The sequence below is a fragment of the Mesorhizobium muleiense genome (genome assembly GCF_900099905.1).
GTDB classification, from domain to species: Bacteria; Pseudomonadota; Alphaproteobacteria; order Rhizobiales; family Rhizobiaceae; genus Mesorhizobium; species Mesorhizobium muleiense.
In genome coordinates this window covers 58,773-75,895 of sequence record NZ_FNEE01000009.1, presented here as the reverse complement: position 1 = coordinate 75,895, position 17,123 = coordinate 58,773, and the positions used below count along the sequence as shown (strand labels likewise).

The 17,123-nt window shown below is 64.2% G+C and carries 17 protein-coding genes and 2 pseudogenes; 11 read left to right on the top strand and 8 right to left on the bottom strand.

Annotation, left to right across the window (positions count from 1 at the left end; translation table 11 throughout):
* The first annotated feature begins 156 nt into the window (after positions 1–156).
* The 3 genes from BLT09_RS17360 to BLT09_RS17350 all read left to right on the top strand — a co-directional run bounded on the left by BLT09_RS17360 (position 157) and on the right by BLT09_RS17350 (position 3,550).
* On the top strand, positions 157–1,821 hold the full coding sequence (locus tag BLT09_RS17360; RefSeq protein ID WP_091595047.1) for a Na/Pi cotransporter family protein: 1,665 nt from the start codon (positions 157–159) through the stop codon (positions 1,819–1,821).
* 209 nt (positions 1,822–2,030) lie between these two features.
* Entirely contained in the window at positions 2,031–2,243 is a 213-nt protein-coding gene (locus BLT09_RS17355) for a DUF2061 domain-containing protein (protein WP_091595045.1), read from the top strand.
* A 125-nt stretch (positions 2,244–2,368) separates the two neighbouring features.
* Entirely contained in the window at positions 2,369–3,550 is a 1,182-nt protein-coding gene (locus tag BLT09_RS17350) for an MFS transporter (protein ID WP_091595044.1), read from the top strand.
* A 10-nt stretch (positions 3,551–3,560) separates the two neighbouring features.
* On the opposite strand, the gene BLT09_RS17345 is transcribed toward BLT09_RS17350, so the two are convergent.
* Positions 3,561–4,118 (bottom strand): GNAT family N-acetyltransferase, encoded by a 558-nt coding sequence (locus tag BLT09_RS17345; protein ID WP_091595042.1) that lies wholly within the window; start codon positions 4,116–4,118, stop codon positions 3,561–3,563.
* A gap of 109 nt (positions 4,119–4,227) precedes the next feature.
* On the opposite strand from BLT09_RS17345, the gene BLT09_RS17340 reads away from it, so the two are divergent.
* Positions 4,228–4,731: a DUF1801 domain-containing protein gene (locus BLT09_RS17340; RefSeq protein ID WP_091595040.1), complete on the top strand. Its 504-nt coding sequence runs from the start codon at positions 4,228–4,230 to the stop codon at positions 4,729–4,731.
* A 13-nt stretch (positions 4,732–4,744) separates the two neighbouring features.
* Here BLT09_RS17340 and BLT09_RS17335 read toward each other — a convergent pair whose 3' ends face one another.
* Positions 4,745–5,752 carry an arginase family protein gene (locus BLT09_RS17335; protein WP_236473007.1) on the bottom strand — a complete coding sequence of 336 codons (1,008 nt, stop codon included), beginning with the start codon at positions 5,750–5,752 and terminating at the stop codon, positions 4,745–4,747.
* 52 nt (positions 5,753–5,804) lie between these two features.
* Between BLT09_RS17335 and BLT09_RS17330 the strand changes: the two genes are divergently transcribed.
* The gene (locus tag BLT09_RS17330; RefSeq protein WP_091595036.1) at positions 5,805–6,269 is read left to right on the top strand and encodes a DUF1801 domain-containing protein; all 465 of its coding nucleotides are present in this window, start codon (positions 5,805–5,807) and stop codon (positions 6,267–6,269) included.
* Between the two features lie 81 nt (positions 6,270–6,350).
* Here the strand turns inward: BLT09_RS17330 and BLT09_RS17325 are convergent, their stop codons facing one another.
* Positions 6,351–6,800, bottom strand: coding sequence for a GatB/YqeY domain-containing protein (locus BLT09_RS17325; RefSeq protein WP_091595309.1), 450 nt, complete (start codon positions 6,798–6,800; stop codon positions 6,351–6,353).
* A gap of 277 nt (positions 6,801–7,077) precedes the next feature.
* Between BLT09_RS17325 and carA the strand changes: the two genes are divergently transcribed.
* Positions 7,078–8,295 (top strand): glutamine-hydrolyzing carbamoyl-phosphate synthase small subunit, encoded by a 1,218-nt coding sequence (carA, locus tag BLT09_RS17320; protein ID WP_091595034.1) that lies wholly within the window; start codon positions 7,078–7,080, stop codon positions 8,293–8,295.
* A gap of 1 nt (position 8,296) precedes the next feature.
* Here carA and BLT09_RS17315 read toward each other — a convergent pair whose 3' ends face one another.
* The 4 genes and pseudogenes from BLT09_RS17315 to BLT09_RS17300 form a co-directional block, all read right to left on the bottom strand.
* Positions 8,297–9,550 carry a TCR/Tet family MFS transporter gene (locus BLT09_RS17315; RefSeq protein WP_091595032.1) on the bottom strand — a complete coding sequence of 418 codons (1,254 nt, stop codon included), beginning with the start codon at positions 9,548–9,550 and terminating at the stop codon, positions 8,297–8,299.
* Positions 9,551–9,730: 180 nt separating this feature from the next.
* The gene (ypfJ, locus tag BLT09_RS17310) at positions 9,731–10,663 is read right to left on the bottom strand and encodes a KPN_02809 family neutral zinc metallopeptidase (protein ID WP_091595030.1); all 933 of its coding nucleotides are present in this window, start codon (positions 10,661–10,663) and stop codon (positions 9,731–9,733) included.
* 204 nt (positions 10,664–10,867) lie between these two features.
* On the bottom strand, positions 10,868–11,056 hold the full coding sequence (locus BLT09_RS17305) for a hypothetical protein (protein ID WP_023799765.1): 189 nt from the start codon (positions 11,054–11,056) through the stop codon (positions 10,868–10,870).
* An 81-nt stretch (positions 11,057–11,137) separates the two neighbouring features.
* Positions 11,138–11,278 (bottom strand): annotated as a pseudogene (locus BLT09_RS17300) (manganese-binding transcriptional regulator MntR); the annotation flags it as partial.
* 93 nt (positions 11,279–11,371) lie between these two features.
* Here BLT09_RS17300 and BLT09_RS17295 point away from each other — a divergent pair.
* Both BLT09_RS17295 and BLT09_RS17290 read left to right on the top strand, forming a co-directional pair.
* Positions 11,372–12,206 (top strand): annotated as a pseudogene (locus BLT09_RS17295) (protein-L-isoaspartate O-methyltransferase family protein).
* A gap of 147 nt (positions 12,207–12,353) precedes the next feature.
* Positions 12,354–13,007, top strand: a complete 654-nt coding sequence (locus BLT09_RS17290) for a dihydrofolate reductase family protein (protein ID WP_091595307.1) — start codon at positions 12,354–12,356, stop codon at positions 13,005–13,007.
* Positions 13,008–13,121: 114 nt separating this feature from the next.
* On the opposite strand, the gene BLT09_RS17285 is transcribed toward BLT09_RS17290, so the two are convergent.
* On the bottom strand, positions 13,122–14,300 hold the full coding sequence (locus BLT09_RS17285) for an MFS transporter (RefSeq protein WP_091595028.1): 1,179 nt from the start codon (positions 14,298–14,300) through the stop codon (positions 13,122–13,124).
* Positions 14,301–14,491: 191 nt separating this feature from the next.
* Here BLT09_RS17285 and BLT09_RS17280 point away from each other — a divergent pair, with 191 nt between their 5' ends.
* From BLT09_RS17280 to BLT09_RS17270, 3 genes are all read left to right on the top strand, one after another.
* Complete coding sequence (locus tag BLT09_RS17280) at positions 14,492–14,848, top strand: ArsR/SmtB family transcription factor (protein WP_027151146.1); 357 nt, start codon at positions 14,492–14,494, stop codon at positions 14,846–14,848.
* A 243-nt stretch (positions 14,849–15,091) separates the two neighbouring features.
* Positions 15,092–15,850 carry a metallophosphoesterase family protein gene (locus BLT09_RS17275; RefSeq protein WP_091595026.1) on the top strand — a complete coding sequence of 253 codons (759 nt, stop codon included), beginning with the start codon at positions 15,092–15,094 and terminating at the stop codon, positions 15,848–15,850.
* Positions 15,851–16,139: 289 nt separating this feature from the next.
* Positions 16,140–17,099, top strand: coding sequence for an SH3 domain-containing protein (locus tag BLT09_RS17270; RefSeq protein ID WP_413468383.1), 960 nt, complete (start codon positions 16,140–16,142; stop codon positions 17,097–17,099).
* The last annotated feature ends 24 nt before the right edge of the window (positions 17,100–17,123 follow it).

Below are 17,123 nucleotides of genomic sequence, written 5' to 3'. Positions count from 1 at the left end.
CGCGCAACAGCCGGCCGAATTGGGCAAAATTTATTATCCGGCTAAAAGTAATCGGAGTAGTATCGACCTTTGCAATGTCCTTGATTCGCCCCCTCTTTTGCCTCTTTGCCGTCACGGCTCCCATATTGCTGGTGGCTATCGGAATGCGAGCCTGACATGAGCGGTTCGGTCGTTTTGCTGCATCTTGCCGGCGCGGTGGCGCTGATGCTGTTTGCCACCCGCCTGGTGAAGACAGGTGTCGAGCGCGCCTATGGCGATGTGCTGCGCCACAAGCTGCGCGCCACCATGCGCAATCCTTTCATGGCGGTTCTGGCCGGCTGCGGGCTGGCGATCGCCCTGCAAAGCTCCACCGCCGTCACCTTGCTGGTCGGGTCCTTCGCCGGCGCCGGCATCGTCAGCGGTATATCGGGCCAGCTTGCCGTGCGCGGCGCCGAGATCGGCTCGGCGCTGGTGGTCAAGCTGCTCACCTTCGACCTGTCGCTGCTGGTGCCGGTCTGTCTCGTCGCCGGCACCGTCATGTTCATGGCCACCGAGCGGCGCGACTGGCGCCAGTTCGGCCGCATCCTGGTCGGCATCGGCCTGCTGGTGTTGTCGCTGGAAATGATCGGCCAGGCCTCGGAGCCACTGCGCCAGAGCACGCTGATGCCGGTCGTCGTCGATTACTTCTCCAGCGATCCGGTCACCGCCTATCTGCTGGCGGCGCTGGTCACCTGGCTGTTCCATTCCTCGATCGCCGCGGTCCTTTTGATGGTGACGCTCGCCGGCCGCGGCTTCATCCCGCCCGAACTCGGCATCGTGCTGGTGCTCGGCGTCAATCTGGGTTCGTCGATCATCGCGCCGCTGCTCACCCGCAATGCGGAGCCGGGCGTGCGTGTCGTACCGATCGGCAATCTCCTGATGCGCGGCATGGGCTCGTTGGCCATGCTGATCCTGTTCCTGTGGTTGAAACCGTCGGTCGCCTTTCTCGGCGCCACCGTGCCCGACCAGATCGTCAACGCCCATATCCTCTTCAACATCCTGATCCTGGTTGCCGGCCTGCCATTGGCCGGCCTCGTCTACCGCGTTTCGGAAAAGATCGTGGCGCTCGGCACCAAACCGGCGCCGGCAGAAGCGCTCGACGTCGTCGAGTTGTCCGCGCTCAACGACAGCGCCCTCGATGTGCCGAGCCAGGCGCTGGCCAACGCCACCCGTGAGGTGGTGCGGGTCTGCGAGACGGTCGAGATCATGCTGAAGCGCATCATCGAGCTCTATGAAAGCGCCGACGCCGACAAGATCAAGGCGCTGGCCGCGCTCGACGACCGCGTCGACAAGAAACATGCGTCGATAAAGCTCTATCTGGCCAAGGTCACCAGGAACCCGCTGAGCGAGGACGAGGCGCTGCGTTGCCAGGAGTTGATCGGCGCCTGCGTCAAGCTCGAACAGGTCGGCGACATCATCGTGCGCAACATGCTGGTGCATGTCAGGAAGAAGCTCGAGCGCGGGCTGGAGTTCACGCCCGAGGGTTGGCGCGAGCTTAGCGCCTTCCACGCCTCGGTGCTCGCCAACGCGCGGCTTGCCTTCAACGTGCTGGTTTCGCGCGATCCGGAGACCGCCCGCCAGCTGGTGCTGGAAAAGGATCGGCTGCGCGACCGCGAGAAGGAGACCAGCGCCAGCCATTTCGTGCGGCTGCGCGACGGCACCGCCAAGAGCGTCGAGACCAGTTCCATCCATCTCGACACTATCCGCGACCTGAAGCAGATCAATTCGCTGCTTGCCTCGATGGCCTACCCGGTGCTCGAGGAACGCGGCCTGCTCACCGGCTCGCGGCTGAAGGCCGGATAGATTGGGCCCAGCGCGGGAATTGCCTGGAGCCGGCGCGCGAAAATTAGTCTTTGCTAACCCTCCCGTCTGTCGGCTAGAGCATTTTTCAGCCAACCGTCTTCGCTTGGCGTCGGACAACATGCGTCAAGCAAAGACCTGGAGCGCGGCTTTGGTTCCACCAGAATGCAAGGCGCTCTAAGGATCGGTCAAATCCGCCGGGAGGAAAGTCGATGGATACCCATTCGCGCAGTTTCGCCAAGGCGCTTTCCTGGCGCGTCACCGGTACGGTAGACACGATAATCATTTCGCTCATCGTGACAGGCAGCATCAAGCTCGCTGCGGCCATCGGTGTGACCGAGGTCATCACCAAATCGCTGCTCTACTATTTTCACGAGCGAGCGTGGCTGAAAATCCCCTACGGAAGGAAGACGACGGCCGTCTAGCCTGTGCGGCCGGAGCCAGGCTGAACTGATAAAGAAAACCTAAAGCGGCGTCGAGAATTTCTGGATTGCCCGCCGCTCTCGTCCGTGATTTGAGCCATCTCATTCAAGGACAGCCTTCCCGCGCCATGCTTCCCCTCATCGCCCTGTTCATCGCTGCGTTCGCATTCGGCACCACCGAGTTCGTCATCGCCGGCGTGCTGCCGCAGGTGGCGGACGGCCTTGGCGTCTCCATCCCGACGGCCGGCTATCTCGTCTCCGGCTACGCCGGCGGCATCGCGATCGGCGGACCGCTGTTGACGCTCGCTACCAAGACAATCTCCCGCAAGGCGTTGCTGCTTGGCCTTGCCGCAGCCTTCGCCATCGGCCAGGCCGCCTGCGCCCTTGCGCCCGACTTCGCCTCCATGTTGCTGTTGCGGATGGCAGTGGCCGTGGCGCACGGCGCCTATTTCGGCGTCGCGATGGTGGTTGCGGTCGGCCTGGTCCGCCAGGATCAGCGTGGAATGGCCGTGGCGCTCATCCTGTCGGGCCTCACGGTCTCCAATGTCATCGGCGTGCCGGCCGGCACGGCGATCGGCAATATTTGGGGGTGGCGCGCGACGTTCTGGGTGATGTGCGCGCTTGGTGTGGTTTCCATCGCCGCCATGGCCGCCCTCCTGCCGCGCCGGACGGGATCGTCGCGCCGTCGCGTCAGTTTCGGCAGCGAGGTCCGCGTGCTCGCACGCCAGCAGGTTTGGACGTCGCTAATCCTCATGCTGATGCTGATGATCGGCCAGTTCGGCCTGTTCACCTACATCACGCCGACGCTGCTTGAAGTCACCGGCCTCGGCGAGGGCCTGGTGCCCTGGGTGCTGCTGCTCAACGGTGTCGGCGCGACGATCGGCGTCTTTCTTGGCGGGCGGCTCGCCGACTGGAAACTGATGCCGTCGCTCATCACCATGCTTTTCATGCAGGCGGTGACACTTGCCGTCATTTACGCCGCCAGCCCGTACCCGGTGCCGATGGTCGTTGCGATCACTATCTGGGGTGGTCTCAGCTTTGCCATCGGCACCCCGATCCAGACCCGTATCCTGACCTGGACGGCGGACGCCTCCAATCTCGCCTCATCGCTTATCCCGGCCGGCTTCAATGTCGGCATCGCGCTGGCCGCCTCGCTCGGCGCCGCCATGCTCAATGCCGGTTATGGCTATCGCAGCCTGCCGGTGGTTGGCGCCATGGCCATGCTGCTCGCCGTGGCGGTCGCGCTCGCCTCGCACATCTGGGAGTGGCGCCGAAACACGATGCCGCCGCTGCCGGCCGCTGCCGAATAGTCGGCAGGCGCTACAGGTCGATGCGATAGCGCAGGCTTTCGGCGCCGCCATAGGCAGCGTCCTCGAAGAATCGCCCGACGAGCCGTCCGCCATTGGCCAGGACCACCTTCTGCGAGGCGAGATTACCCGGCTTGGCGGTGATCTCGACGAAGGGCAGGCCGAGCGCCCTCGCCTCGCCGAGCATCAGCCTCACTGCCTCTGTCGCATGGCCGCGCCGCCGCTTCCATGGCACTACGGCATAGCCGATGTGGCCGAGCACATGTGGCGGCAGCTCGGCGGTGCCGCGCTGCCAGCGAAGGCCGATCGAGCCGGCGACTTCGCCGTCCCAGATCCAGCGCCGGAATCCCGGCAGGCGCGGCACTTTCGTCCCATCAGGCAAGGTGACCGGACCACCCTTGGCATCGGGGTCGTCGAGATCGGCGAGGAAGGCCGTTGGATTCTTTTCGATGGCCGCAAGCTGCTCGCGCGTCGCCTCCATCAGCCGCACATTGTCCGGCGACCAGCCGCGCTCAAGGGCGGCCTTGTACGACGGCAGATGTTCAAGCGCCGGTTTGACGAGTTCAACCATGACGTACGATCGCTCCGCTGCCGCCCTCGGATTCTGAAGTTGATCTTCAGGGGCGGCTTTCTAAAATCAAATGTCATCGATTGGGTCCACCTACTTTGGAGTGAACACAATGGCCGACCACAGGTCCGAGAAGTCGGCGAAGGCCGCCGCCGAGCGGGGCGCGGCAACCAAACCGCGCAAGGCGACGCCGAAGCCGCAGTCCGGCAAGGAGGCGAAGCCGGCACTCCTCGCAGGCGGCAACCCCCAGATCGCCAAGGCCGAAGGTGACGCCCCGGTGCAGGCCTACATCGCGGCCATGCCGGGCTGGAAAAGCGATGTCGGGCGCCGCCTCGACGCAATCATCGTGCGCACCGTCCCCGGCGTGCACAAGGCCGTCAAATGGAACTCGCCGTTTTACGGCATCGAAGGCCAGGGCTGGTTCCTGTCGTTTCATGTCTTCACCCGCTACGTCAAAGTGACCTTCTTCCGGGGCACGTCACTGCGTCCTGTTCCTCCCGGCGAGTCCAGGCACAAGGACGTGCGCTACCTCGACATTTATGAGGACCAGCTCGACGAAGCCCAGTTCGCCGCCTGGGTGAAGCAAGCCAGCCAAGTGCCAGGCGAGCGACTGTGAGATGCATCACGAATTAGCCAAGGGCGTCTGCAAGCACCTCATTCAGGCGTGCAAACGCGGTGGGCTCGTCTGGCGCATGGGCCGGATTAACTTCTGTGACGGTCAGGCCGCGCCATTGCTGCAGGGCGGTCAACTGCTTTAGCACGAAGGCGGCTTGCTCCAGTTTGAGACCGTCGCAACGGCGCACATTCTCAGCAATCGGGAAATCGATAAAGGAGAGCACATCGGCATCGAAGTGAATAAGCACACAGTCAAAGCGCGCCGCCCATTCGGCCGCGCGCGCCGCCGCCAACTCGATATCAATCAAAGCTTCCTCACGCGAAATGACCTTGATCGCGTGATCTCTGATCGCGGCGGCTTCAGGCGGAGTGATATTCACGAGGCCGAAATAGAGAAGTTGCTGAGGCACGAGCATCGGACGCGTTGGGCCGAGCCCCGCGAGCGAAGGCTCGCATCCCGGGATGTTGAGCAGATGGGCGACACCAGTCCAGTCCAAGGCGCCGTCGCTCGTGTCAGGTGTGTTGAGATCGGCGTCAAAGTCCATGTAGACGAGTCCGAACCGCGCGCCGGCCGCGTTCGCCCCGGCGACCGTGCCCAACTCCACGGTACAATCGCCGCCCAAGACAAGCACGTCTTCCTGCGCCGAAATCGCCGTCGCCACGTGGCTTGCGACCAAGTCACAGGCCCCGCGCACGGCCTCCAGGTTCATGGCCTGCGGCCGCGAAGAGTCCGGTCGCCACCGGAACGATGCAACATCGCTATGATCCCTGATGGTTCTGCCTCGGCTCGCGAGCGCCTCTGCGAGCCCATGGCGCCGAAACGCCGCGGGGGCTTGTTCCTGCCCTGGCGAATAGGCGCCGGCGCTGGTGGCCGCGCCGAAAATGTTCAACAAACGCGCCGCCAAATCGAAGCTCCATTTTTCGTATGATCCTGGTTGCAAAACGGGTCTGGAGCGACGAAGGTTCCTCCTCGACGTCGAGAGTTTGTTGCTCGCGCCGGAACGGCAAACGGCTCGCCGCATCGATGCGTACGCCAGACGACGTCGAACGTTCACAAAGCCACTGGGACCAATCATGACCAAAGCGACAACAGCCATGAAGAAGGGCGGCTCGCCGGAGGGAGCAGGAGGAGACACCCCCTCTCAATTGATAGATGCGAGAATCAATGAGCTGAGCGATTGGCGGGGCGAGATGCTCGCTCGGATCCGAACCCTCATCAAGCAGGTCGATCCCGAAGTGGTCGAGGAGTGGAAGTGGAGAGGGGTTCCGGTGTGGGAACACGCCGGAATTATCTGCACCGGTGAGACCTACAAGAATGTCGTGAAAATGACCTTCGCCAGGGGCGCCACGCTGGAGGACCCGTCTCGCCTCTTCAACTCCAGCCTCGAAGGCAACACCAGGCGCGCCATCGACATCCATGAGGGCGACAAGATCGATGAAGAGGCGTTGAAGGCGCTCATTCGCGCCGCCGTGGCACTGAACCTGTCGGTGCGAGCTGCCGCCCGCCCCGCCCGCTCTCAGAAACCAAAGAGCGCCTGAGAATCAATCATATGCGGCCAGGGCTGGCTCCTCGCTGTCGCCTCCTCCAATGCCTTACGAGCTCGCTGCAGCGGCAAAATCCTACTGCAGCAGTCCCTTGACGATCCCGCTCGCCTTGGAGAAATCCATCTGGCCGGCGTATTTCTCCTTGAGCACGGCCATAACCTTGCCCATGTCCTTGACGCTGCTGGCGCCGGTCTCGGCGATGGCGGCGCGGATCGCCGTTTCGGTCCCTGCCTGGCCCAGTTGCGTCGGCAGGAAATCGCGGATGATGGCCATCTCGTCGCGCTCCTGCGCGGCAAGCTCCGGCCGCTTGCCGTCGTCGAAAGCCTTGGCCGACTCTTCGCGCTGCTTCACCATCTTGGCCAGTATCTGCAGGATCTCGTCGTCGCTGGCCGGCTCCTTGCCGGCGCCGCGATTGGCGATGTCGCGGTCGTGAATGGCCGCCTGGATCAGCCGCAATGTCGGCAGCCGGCGCTTGTCCTGCGCCTTCATCGCGCTCTTCAGGGATTCGGCGATTTTGCCGCGCATGATGCTTTCTCCTTCGAATGCGACGGACAATAGCCGTGCCGAAAGCCCAAGGCAAATTCGACGCCGCCCGGCAAACCGCTGATATTGCTCGAGGAAATAAATCGCGCCTGCGGGCGTAGCATCATTGACCGCTCTGGCGCCTTCCCCTATGTACTGGGCCTTGCATGAACTGAGTTTTTGTTGCGCGCGCTGGCTGCGAAATCGCCGCTGCGCGCGGTTTGCTGCGCAGAATGGTTCGCCGGACCGATTGAAGGGCGCAGCCTTTAGGAGTGCCGCCATGGCAACGATGACCGCCGCGTCGACCCCCACTTGGGCCACCGAGAAGCCGACCGCCCTGCTGGTGCTGGCCGACGGCACCGTCATCGAGGGCCGCGGCCTTGGCGCCACCGGCTCCGCCGTCGCCGAAGTCTGCTTCAACACCGCGCTGACAGGCTATCAGGAAATCCTCACCGACCCGTCCTATGCCGGCCAGATCGTCACCTTCACCTTTCCGCATATCGGCAATATCGGCACCAATGACGAGGACATCGAGGATCTCAACCCTGTTGCCCGCGCCGGCGCAGTCGGCGCCGTGTTCAAGGCCGACGTCACCAATCCGTCCAGCTATCGCGCCGCTTCTGGTCTCGACCAATGGCTGAAGAAACGCGGCATCGTTGCGCTTTCGGGCATCGACACCCGCGCGCTGACCGCGCTGATCCGCGAAAAGGGCATGCCCAACGCCGTCATCGCGCACGCGCCCGACGGCATCTTCGACATCGAGGAGCTGAAGCGCCGCGCCGCTGCCTGGTCCGGCCTGATCGGGCTTGACCTGGCCAAGGACGTCACTTCCGGCCAGTCCTCGGTCTGGCGCGAGACGCCGTGGGTCTGGGACGAGGGCTTTGGCGAACAGGCCGATCCGTCCATGCATGTCGTCGCCATCGACTACGGCGTAAAACGCAACATATTGCGCCTGCTTGCCGGCCTGGGCGCCAAGGTCACCGTGGTGCCGGCCAACACCGGCGCCGAGGATATCCTCGCCATGCGGCCCGACGGCATCTTTCTCTCCAACGGTCCCGGCGACCCGGAAGCCACTGGCGACTATGCCGTTCCGGTCATCCAGGACTTGCTGAAGACCGACATCCCGGTCTTCGGCATCTGCCTCGGCCACCAGATGCTGGCGCTGGCGCTCGGCGGCAAGACCGCCAAAATGCATCAAGGCCATCACGGCGCCAATCATCCGGTCAAGGATCACACCACCGGCAAGGTTGAGATCGTCTCGATGAACCACGGCTTTGCCGTCGATGCCGGCTCGTTGCCCACGGGCGTCGAAGAAACCCATGTCTCGCTGTTCGACGGCTCGAACTGCGGCATCACCCTGACCGGCAGGCCGGTGTTTTCGGTACAGCATCATCCCGAAGCCTCGCCGGGCCCGCAGGACTCGCATTATCTGTTCCGCCGCTTCGTCAATCTCATCCGCGAAAAGCGCGGCGAGCCGGCGCTGGCGGAGCGCGCCTGATTCAGGTTCGCACCGTCGCCGTCGTGACGTCCCTCACCGCGCTCGGCTTCTCGACCCTGAGCACGAAAGCCACCAGCGACAGGGCGAGAAAGATACCGCCGAGCACAAAGGGCGCGCCGCCGAACGTCACCGGCGCGCTTGGCCCGGTGAACCAGGCGAAGATTCCCGTATAAAACAGCGGCGTGATGATGCTGGTGATCGAAAACACGCTCGTCATCGCACCTTGCAATTCGCCTTGCGCGGAGGGCGGTACCTTGGCCGCTGCCAGGCTGCGCAGCGGCGGGTCGGCCAGCGCCTCGAGGCAGGTCGCCACGATCACCGCATAGATCATCCAGCCCTTCCACGCCGCGGCATAGCCGAAGGCGGCGAGCGCGGTAAAAGCAAGACCGATGGCGGCGGTCCGCCATTCGCCGAGCCGTGGGATGACGCGCGGCAGGACAAAACCCATCACCAATGCCCCGCCAAGGCCGAAGACGCCGAGTGAGAAGCCGATCTGCTGCTCGCTCCAGCCGTAGCGGTAACTGCCGACGAACGACCACACGGCAGGGTACATCATGTGACCGAGCGTCATCAGGAAGAACACCAGGCCGATCCAGCCGATCCCCTTGTAATTGCGCATCTGCTTCAGGGCGCCTAGAGGATTGGCGCGGCGCCATTCGAAGCGGCGCCGGTGATGCTGCTCCAGCGTTTCCGGCAGGAAGAACCAGCCGACGATGAAGTTGATCAGAGCAAGCACCGCCGCGCCCCAGAACGGCACGCGCGGCCCGAACTCGCCGAGCAACCCGCCCAGCACCGGGCCGATGACGAAACCGACGCCGAAGGCGATGCCAAGCAGGCCGAAATTCTTCGCCCTGTTCTCGTCGGTGCTGACATCGGCGATGAAGGCGGAGGCGGTCGAATAGCTGGCGCCGCTGATGCCGGCCAGCACCCGGCCGATGAACAGGACCCAATAGGACCAGGCCACCGCGCAGATCAGATTGTCGACGGCGAAGGTCAGCACCGAGGCCAGCAGGATCGGACGACGGCCGAAGCGGTCGCTGAGATTGCCGACCAGCGGCGCGAACAGGAACTGCATGGCCGCATAGACGAAGAACAGCCAGCCGCCTTCGATCGCCGCTTCGCTGACCCCGACGCCGGTCAGTTCCTGCAGATAGGCCGGCAGCACCGGCATGATGATGCCGATGCCGGTGATGTCGAGCAGCAGCGTGGTGAAAACAAGCGCAAGGCCCCGCCTGGCGGTTTTGGCTTCGATCATGACGGTATCGACTCCTGGAGCCGCCTCGCAGCGAAGGCGGAAGGGCCTTTTATAGGCGAGTCAGCCACACAGAACAATAAGGGAACAGGCCAGGAATTTTCATCCTGACATCAACTGTCGACATGAGCGCGGCTGCATCGCCGCCGCTTTCAACGCCATTTCAACGAGAGCCCAAACACCTCAGATCGGGGTGTTGAACGTATCGCAGTCCGACAGCTTGCCGCTCTTGTAGCCGCGTGCCAGCCAGGTTTGACGCTGCTGCGAGGTGCCATGGTTGAAGCTTTCCGGCACGACATAGCCCTGCATCTTCTTCTGCATCGTGTCGTCGCCGATCTGCTGGGCGGCGTTCAGCGCCTCGTCCATGTCGCCCTGTTCCAGAATGCCTTTCTGCCCGGTGAAATGCGCCCAGACGCCGGCGAAGCAATCCGCCTGGAGCTCGACCTGCACCGACATTTGGTTGGCCTCGGCCTCGCCCATCTGCTGCCGCATCTGGTTGAACTTGGGCAGGATGCCGGTGAGGTTCTGGACATGGTGGCCGACCTCATGCGCGATCACATAAGCCTGGGCAAAATCGCCCGAAGCGCCGAATTGCTGGTCGAGTTGCTGGAAGAAGGTGGTGTCGAGATAGACCTTGCGGTCGCCGGGGCAGTAGAACGGGCCGGCCGCGGACGAGGCGAAGCCGCAAGCCGAACGGATTTGCCCGCTGAACAGGACCAGCTTGGGATCCTCGTAGGTCAGGCCCTCGGCCTGGAAAATGCCGGTCCAGGTGTCCTCGGTCTCGGCCAGGACAGTCGAAACGAACTGCTTCATCTCGTCGGAGGCAGGCGCCCCGGTGCCACCGCCCTGTTCTCCGCTGTTGTCGGTGATCTGACCGCCGCCACCCGGCACCAAGCCGCCACCGGCCAGGATCTGAAGCGGGTCGATGCCGATGGCCTTCAGCCCGAAATAGAGGACTACGAGAATGATGATGGTCGACAGCGACATTCCGCCGCCGGAGCGGCCGCCGATCGGGATGCGGAGACGGCCGGGGCCGCCGCGCGGCAGGTTGAGCCCGCCGCCCTGGCCGCGTTGGTCCTCGACGTTGTCGCTTTGACGACGACCTTTCCAGAGCATGGCAACTCCCCGCGATGCACGTATCGGTATCTTGCCGATCTCATGGCCCGATCCGACCCAACAAACAATTATCCCAATGGTTGCGCCAAGTCACAGTATTTTTCTCATGAAGGGGCCGCCGGCTCTGGGGTCAGTCCCTGCACGACACCCGCGGCTGAGAGCCCTGCCGGCGCTTTTTTTTGGTCTTGGACTTGTCGGTCAGGCTCAGATCTTCTGCTTGGTGCCCGCGCTCTTGCCGTCCGAGCTTTTCGAGCGCTCCTCGAAGCGGGCCCCGCCCTTCTTGAGCGGGCGTCCAGTATCCGCTTCGGTCTTGCGTTCGTCCTTCGCCGCAGCCTGCTTCAATCCCTTGGCTGCTTGCTTGCCCTTCGCTGTCGGTGCCTGTTCAACGCCCATCGTATCCTCCTCGGTCTCGCGCCAATTGCTGGCACGATCTCAAACGCCGCGGCAGCGCGGCGGTTCCGGCACGACTGTCGGCCGCGTCAGCATCTTGGCCACCGTCGGCTGGGCGACGCCGAGCCGCGCCGCGATGTCGACCTGGCGGGCCTCGTTGCCGTTCTCGATCAGGTCGGCGACAAGCTGCACATAATCTTTGAGCAGCGCACGGCGCCGCGCTTCGCCGCGTCGGCTGAGGGTTTTCTCGACCATGCATTGAGTGAGCTCGTGGGGCTGCGCGACAATTCGGTCAATCGCGCTATCTTCTCACGCGACATGACCAGAATTGCCGAAGCCCGAAAATTCTACGCGCGACTGATGGCTGCCAATGCAGGTTCTGCCGATCCGCGTCTCGAGGACGTGTTCGCCGCGGTGCCGCGCGAAGCTTTTCTCGGGCCCGGGCCGTGGACGGTCGTCGCCGGCAACGGCAAGGTAGAAACGCCGAGCGCCGATCCTGTTCACATCTATCAGAACGTGCTGGTGTCGCTCGACGCCGAAAAGGGCATCAACAATGGCGAGCCGTTCCTGCATGCCATGTGGATCGGCAAGGTGGCGCCAAAACCCGGCGAGGTCGTCACTCATGTCGGCGCCGGCACCGGCTATTACACAGCTCTGCTGGCGAAACTGGTTTCGCCGGGCGGCGCAGTCACCGCCTTCGAACTGGATTCCGGTCTCGCCGACCGTGCAAGAAAGAATCTCGAAGCCTATGCCAATGTGACCGTCATCCATGGCGATGCGGTCGTCGGCGGCCTGCCACCGTCCGACATCATCTATGTCAATGCCGGCGTTGCGGCACCCCCAGCCGAATGGCTGAAGGCGCTGAAGCCCCGCGGCCGCATGGTCTTTCCGTGGCGTCCGGCCGAGCGCATTGGCCTCGCGGTGATGGTGACACGCACGGATAAGGGGTTTGCCTGCGATCCCGTTCATGCGATCATGGTTCATCCCTTGCATCGGCGCCTCGGCGGCCTCGACGAAAATCCACCGTGACAAGGCGGCACGCAGCCGCAAGATCTGGCTGACGGCCGACAAGGCACCGGACCGCACCGCCACCGCCGTCATCGGCGACGTCTGGTTCTCGTCGCAAAGTGTTGGCGGCAGGCGGTCGCAATGACGTCGCCGCGGCGAGGCGTCCCGCGCTTGCCGCTCGACATGCGCCGGAGCCCAGAAATTTTCCGGCCCTGTCGGACAGGCTTCCGCTCGCACGTCCTTTGGCCGAAATCCGGCGGCAACGGCTCGGATGATGAAAAGGGAGAATCCAATGAGGAAGATCACCACTGCGACATTCGTCAGCCTCGACGGCGTCATGCAAGCGCCCGGTGGGCCGCAAGAAGACCCGGTCGGCGGCTTCGAATTCGGTGGCTGGACGTTCCATTACTGGGACGACGTCGGGGGCGCCTTTATTGGTGAGACCTTCGCAAAACCCTTCGCGCTGCTCCTCGGCCGCAAGACCTACGACATCTTCGCCGCGCATTGGCCGTACCAGAAAGACGATCCGATCGCCGACCGTTTCAACGCCGTCACCAAATATGTGGCCACCCACCGGCCCGACACGCTGTCGTGGCAAAACAGCCAGTCGCTTGGCGACGACGTCGTGGCTACCCTGCGCCAGCTCAAGCAGGAGGACGGGCCGGACCTGCTCATCCAGGGATCGAGCGAACTCATCCAGACCTTGCTCGCCAACGACCTGATCGACGAGATCAGCCTGCTGACCTTCCCGCTGGTGCTGGGCAAGGGCAAGCGGCTGTTTGGCAGCGGCGCAATGCCGGCGGCTTTCAAGCTGAACCGCTCACAGGCATCGACCACCGGCGTCATCATAGCGAGCTATGAACGCGCCGGTGAGATCAAGACTGGCTCCTTCGCCCAGCAACAGCCATCCGAAGCCGAGATCGAGAGGCGCCGGACCTGGAAGTAGTGTGTGGTTACAGGACCTGGGTTCCTTGCTCGGCTAGATGTGAGTGGGGGGAGAGGAGCCCAAATTCTGCCTGGCAGCGCGATGAGGACAGCGCCACGCTTCTGCGATCTCCCTTTACTCCGCCGGCATGGCCACCGCCCGGGCGGCCCGGTGGCCGGCCAGCATGACGCCAAGACCCAGGATCGGGAACACCGCTGCGACCAGACCGAGATCAGCCGGCGCGCCATAGCGCAGCACCGCGCCGCCGACGACTGCGCCCAGCGCCACGCCGAGATAGAGCGCCGAAGCGTTGAGCGACAGCACGATGGGCGCTGCGTCGGGCGCCAGCCTGATGATGCGGCTGGCCTGCGCCGGCGGGAAGGCCCAGCCGACGATGCCCCACGGCACCATCATGGCCATCAGCGCCGGCCCGGCGATGCTGTGCGGCAGGAAGGCCGGAATGACCGAAAGCATCACCAGCATGACCGCACTCAGCGCCAGCGACCAGCTGACGGTGCGCGTCGCGCCGAAGCGGTCGGCGGCCTGCCCGCCGGCGATGTTGCCGATGACGGCGCCGACACCGAACGCAAGCAGCATGCCGGGCAGCGCGATCGGGCTCAAGCCGCCGCCTTCGATGGCTAGCGGCGCGACAAAGGCAAAGACCGTGAAGGCGCCGGTGAGCGCCAAAAGTGTAGTCAGCAGGATCGACGGCACGCCGGGGCGAAGCGTTGCGGCCAGCCGCTGCCTGAGCGGCAGCTTGGTGCCGATGATGCCGCGCGGCAGCCGGTACCACAGGATTGCGCCGGCCAGTGCGCCGAGCCCGGCGATGGCAAAGAACGTGCCGCGCCAGCCGGCAACCGTCGCGACAAGCGCGCCGAGCGGTGCGCCGACTGCCACCGCCACCGTAGTGCCGCCGACGACGACGGCAATGGCGCGGGCGCGGTGATGATCATCGACAAGCGCCACGGCCGTCCCCTGCGCCGTCGCCGCAAACAGGCCGGACGACAGCGCCATGACGATGCGCGCGATCAGCAGCAGTTCGAAGGAGGAACTGAGCGCCGCCGCCAGGTTGCCCAGCACGAAAAACACCAGCGTCCACAAGATGACGCGTCGCCGGTCCCATTCGCCGGTCAGCGTCGCCAGGATCGGCGCGCCGAGCGCATAGGCGAGCGCGAAGGCGGTGATCAGCGTCCCGGCGAGCGGGACCGAGATGCCGGCATCCCCCGCGATGTCGGGCAGCAGGCTGGAGATGACGAAGCCTTCGGTCGCGATCGTGAATGATCCGAGCGCAAGCCAGAAGAGGCGCTTGTCCATAGTGAAATCCTTAGTTCAAAAGTTATTGAACAATTGTACCTAATGGCGCATGTTGTCAATGAGCCGCCCGAGAATAGCCGAACCCTGCTGACAGCCCCATGTCAGGACAAGGTAGCGGGAGGTGGAAACTGAGGGCATCCACCAGGAGGAGATGCGTTGAAATCGGCCCTGATTGCGCTTAGTTCTCCGGCATGACGCTGCCCCACCCCACCGCCGACCAGATCAGCCTGCCGAACGTGCTTGCCGTGCTCGGCGATCCCACCCGGCTGGCCATCGTGCGCTATCTCGCCAGCAAGGAGGGTGTGCCGCTGAATTGCAGCCAGTTCCTCGATCTCGGCTCAAAGACCAATCTCAGTTACCACCTGGCCAAATTGCGCGAGGCCGGCGTCACCCGCACCGAGGTCGTCGGCACCAGCCGGCTGATCACGCTGCGCCGCGACGATCTCAATGCCCGCTTTCCCGGCCTGCTCGATAGCGTCATTGCCGCAGCCGTCGACGACCCGGCACTGCCCGCGGTCGGCGCCTCCGAGATCGAAGTCCGCGCCTGAGGCCGTAACTCGCCCCCGTGTAGCAGGCAGGGCAATCGCATTTTGGCTTCTTGCGAAGGTGGACCCCCACCCTAACCCTCCCCACTGTTTGGACTGGGGGAGGGTTAGGGGTGGGGATACATCGTAGAGCGAAAGCCTCGGCTTTCCAGCTGCGATAGCCCTAGTGTAACAGAGGAGAGCAACCAAAGTCCTGCCAGGTCCGCCCTTCCCGACGCGTCATTCGTCGACCCAACGGAGCTTCCCATGCGCATTGCCGTTCTCGCCGATATCCACGGCAACATCCTCGCCCTGGACGCCGTGCTCGACGATCTGCGGCAGCGCGGTGGTGCTGACCTCATCGTCAATCTCGGCGATTGCGTCTCCGGCCCGCTCTGGCCGCGCGAAACCATGGAGCGGCTTGAAGCGCTCGCCCTGCCGACAGTTCGCGGCAACCACGACCGCCGCGTCGCCCGCGATACCGCGGATGAAGCCATGTGGCCGTCCGACCGCTATGCGCAGGAACGGCTGACATCGGTCCAGCGCGAGGCACTGTTGGCCTTGCCCCTCACGCTGGAGATCGCCCCAGCCGTGACCGCCTTTCATGCCCGACCCGACCATGACGAAAAATACCTTACCGATACGATGGCCGACGGCCGGCTGGCGCGCGCGCCGCTGGTCGCCATCAAGCGGCGGCTGGCCGCGCTCGATCCCGCTTGCCGCATCGTGCTGTGTGGCCACAGCCACCGCAGCGAACTGATCCGTATCCCCGACGGCCCGGTGGTCTTCAATCCGGGCAGCATCGGCTGCCCCGCTTATGGCGACGACACGCCACCGGCGCATGTTTCCGAGCAAGGCTCTCCGCATGCACGCTACGGCATCGTCGAATTGGGTGGGCCGGGCCGCTCCGACCGCTTCGAAGCCATCGCCGTCGACTATGACCATGAGGCGGCAGCGCGGCAGGCCGAACAGGCGGGACGGCCGGAATGGGCCTACGCGCTGCGCACCGGATTTATGTCCGGCTGAACGCAACGCGTTCATGTCCGGCTGAACGCGGAACGCGTTCATGTCAGGCTGAACGCAACGCGTTCATGCCGCCCGGATTGAACGAGGGAACGAGTTCATACCCCAGGCTGAACGCAACGCGTTCATGCCGCACGCTGAGCTTGCGCATGCCGTGGACCGAACACCATTCCCCAGCCGCATTTTCCGGCTTACATAGCGCCATGTCGTCGCTTATAAAATCGTCCTGGAATGCGGCGGCGATTCTGTGCCCGGCCGCGCCTCGGAAATGCTTCTATCGCCCACGGCCAAAATGATGAGGCGCACAGTTACGCTCCGAACGACGCTGCTGATTGCCGCCCCTCTCCTGCTGACGGCGCTGCTGCCGGCCAGGGCCGAGGAGGCGCCTTTCGTCTCCATCGTGACCGACCTTGCTCCGGGCGATCTCCTGAACGTCCGCGCCACGGCATCGGCGATGGGCAAGATCAAGGCTCGGCTGCCGAATGGCACGAGCGTCAACAATCTCGGCTGCAACGACGTCAATGGCTATCGTTGGTGCAAGGTCGCAGAAATCGACAACCCGCAAGGGACGGGATGGGCTCCCGCGCGCTATCTGAACCCCGAGAATCCGGCGGCAGTTGCGGAGGTGGATATCGAAGCGACCGGCGAAAGCACGGCCGCTGCAGCCGGCGACTCGAACCCGGCAACTGCAGATCAGCCACCGCCGGACCTGACGGCGCGCCTGGATGCGACCGGTCGCGAACCCACGATGACTGCCGTTGAGGCAATCGGCAGGGTGGCCATCGAGGATGCTTACCGCCTGGCGCTTTTTGCCAGCGAAAATCCTTCGGCCGGCGAGACACAGGCGCCCGCGGCAGCGGACAAGCCCATCCGCAATCGCGCCGCCAATGCGGCGCCTCCGGCCAACGCACAAACCGTTGCGCGGCTGCAGCCGCCAGGCAGGCCCGCGCCGGCGCTGGGTGCCCGCAACGAAATTCCTTGCGCGCGCCATGTCGGCCAGCCGATGACCAGTTGCAAGGCAGGCGTTGTCCACACGGGCGACAAAGCCGAGGTCACCGTGACCTGGCCCGATGGCGGCACCCGCGTCATCAGATTCCAGGCCGGTCGGCCCGCCGGCTCGAATGCATCAGGTGAATTCCGCTACACCCGCGAGGGCAGCCTGAACATGATCCGTGTCGGCGTTTCCGAACGCTTCGAGATCACGGATCAGTTGGCGCTGGGGGATTGGTGGCTAAGGGGAATAGGGCAGTAGGGCAGTAGGGCAATATGTTTAAAG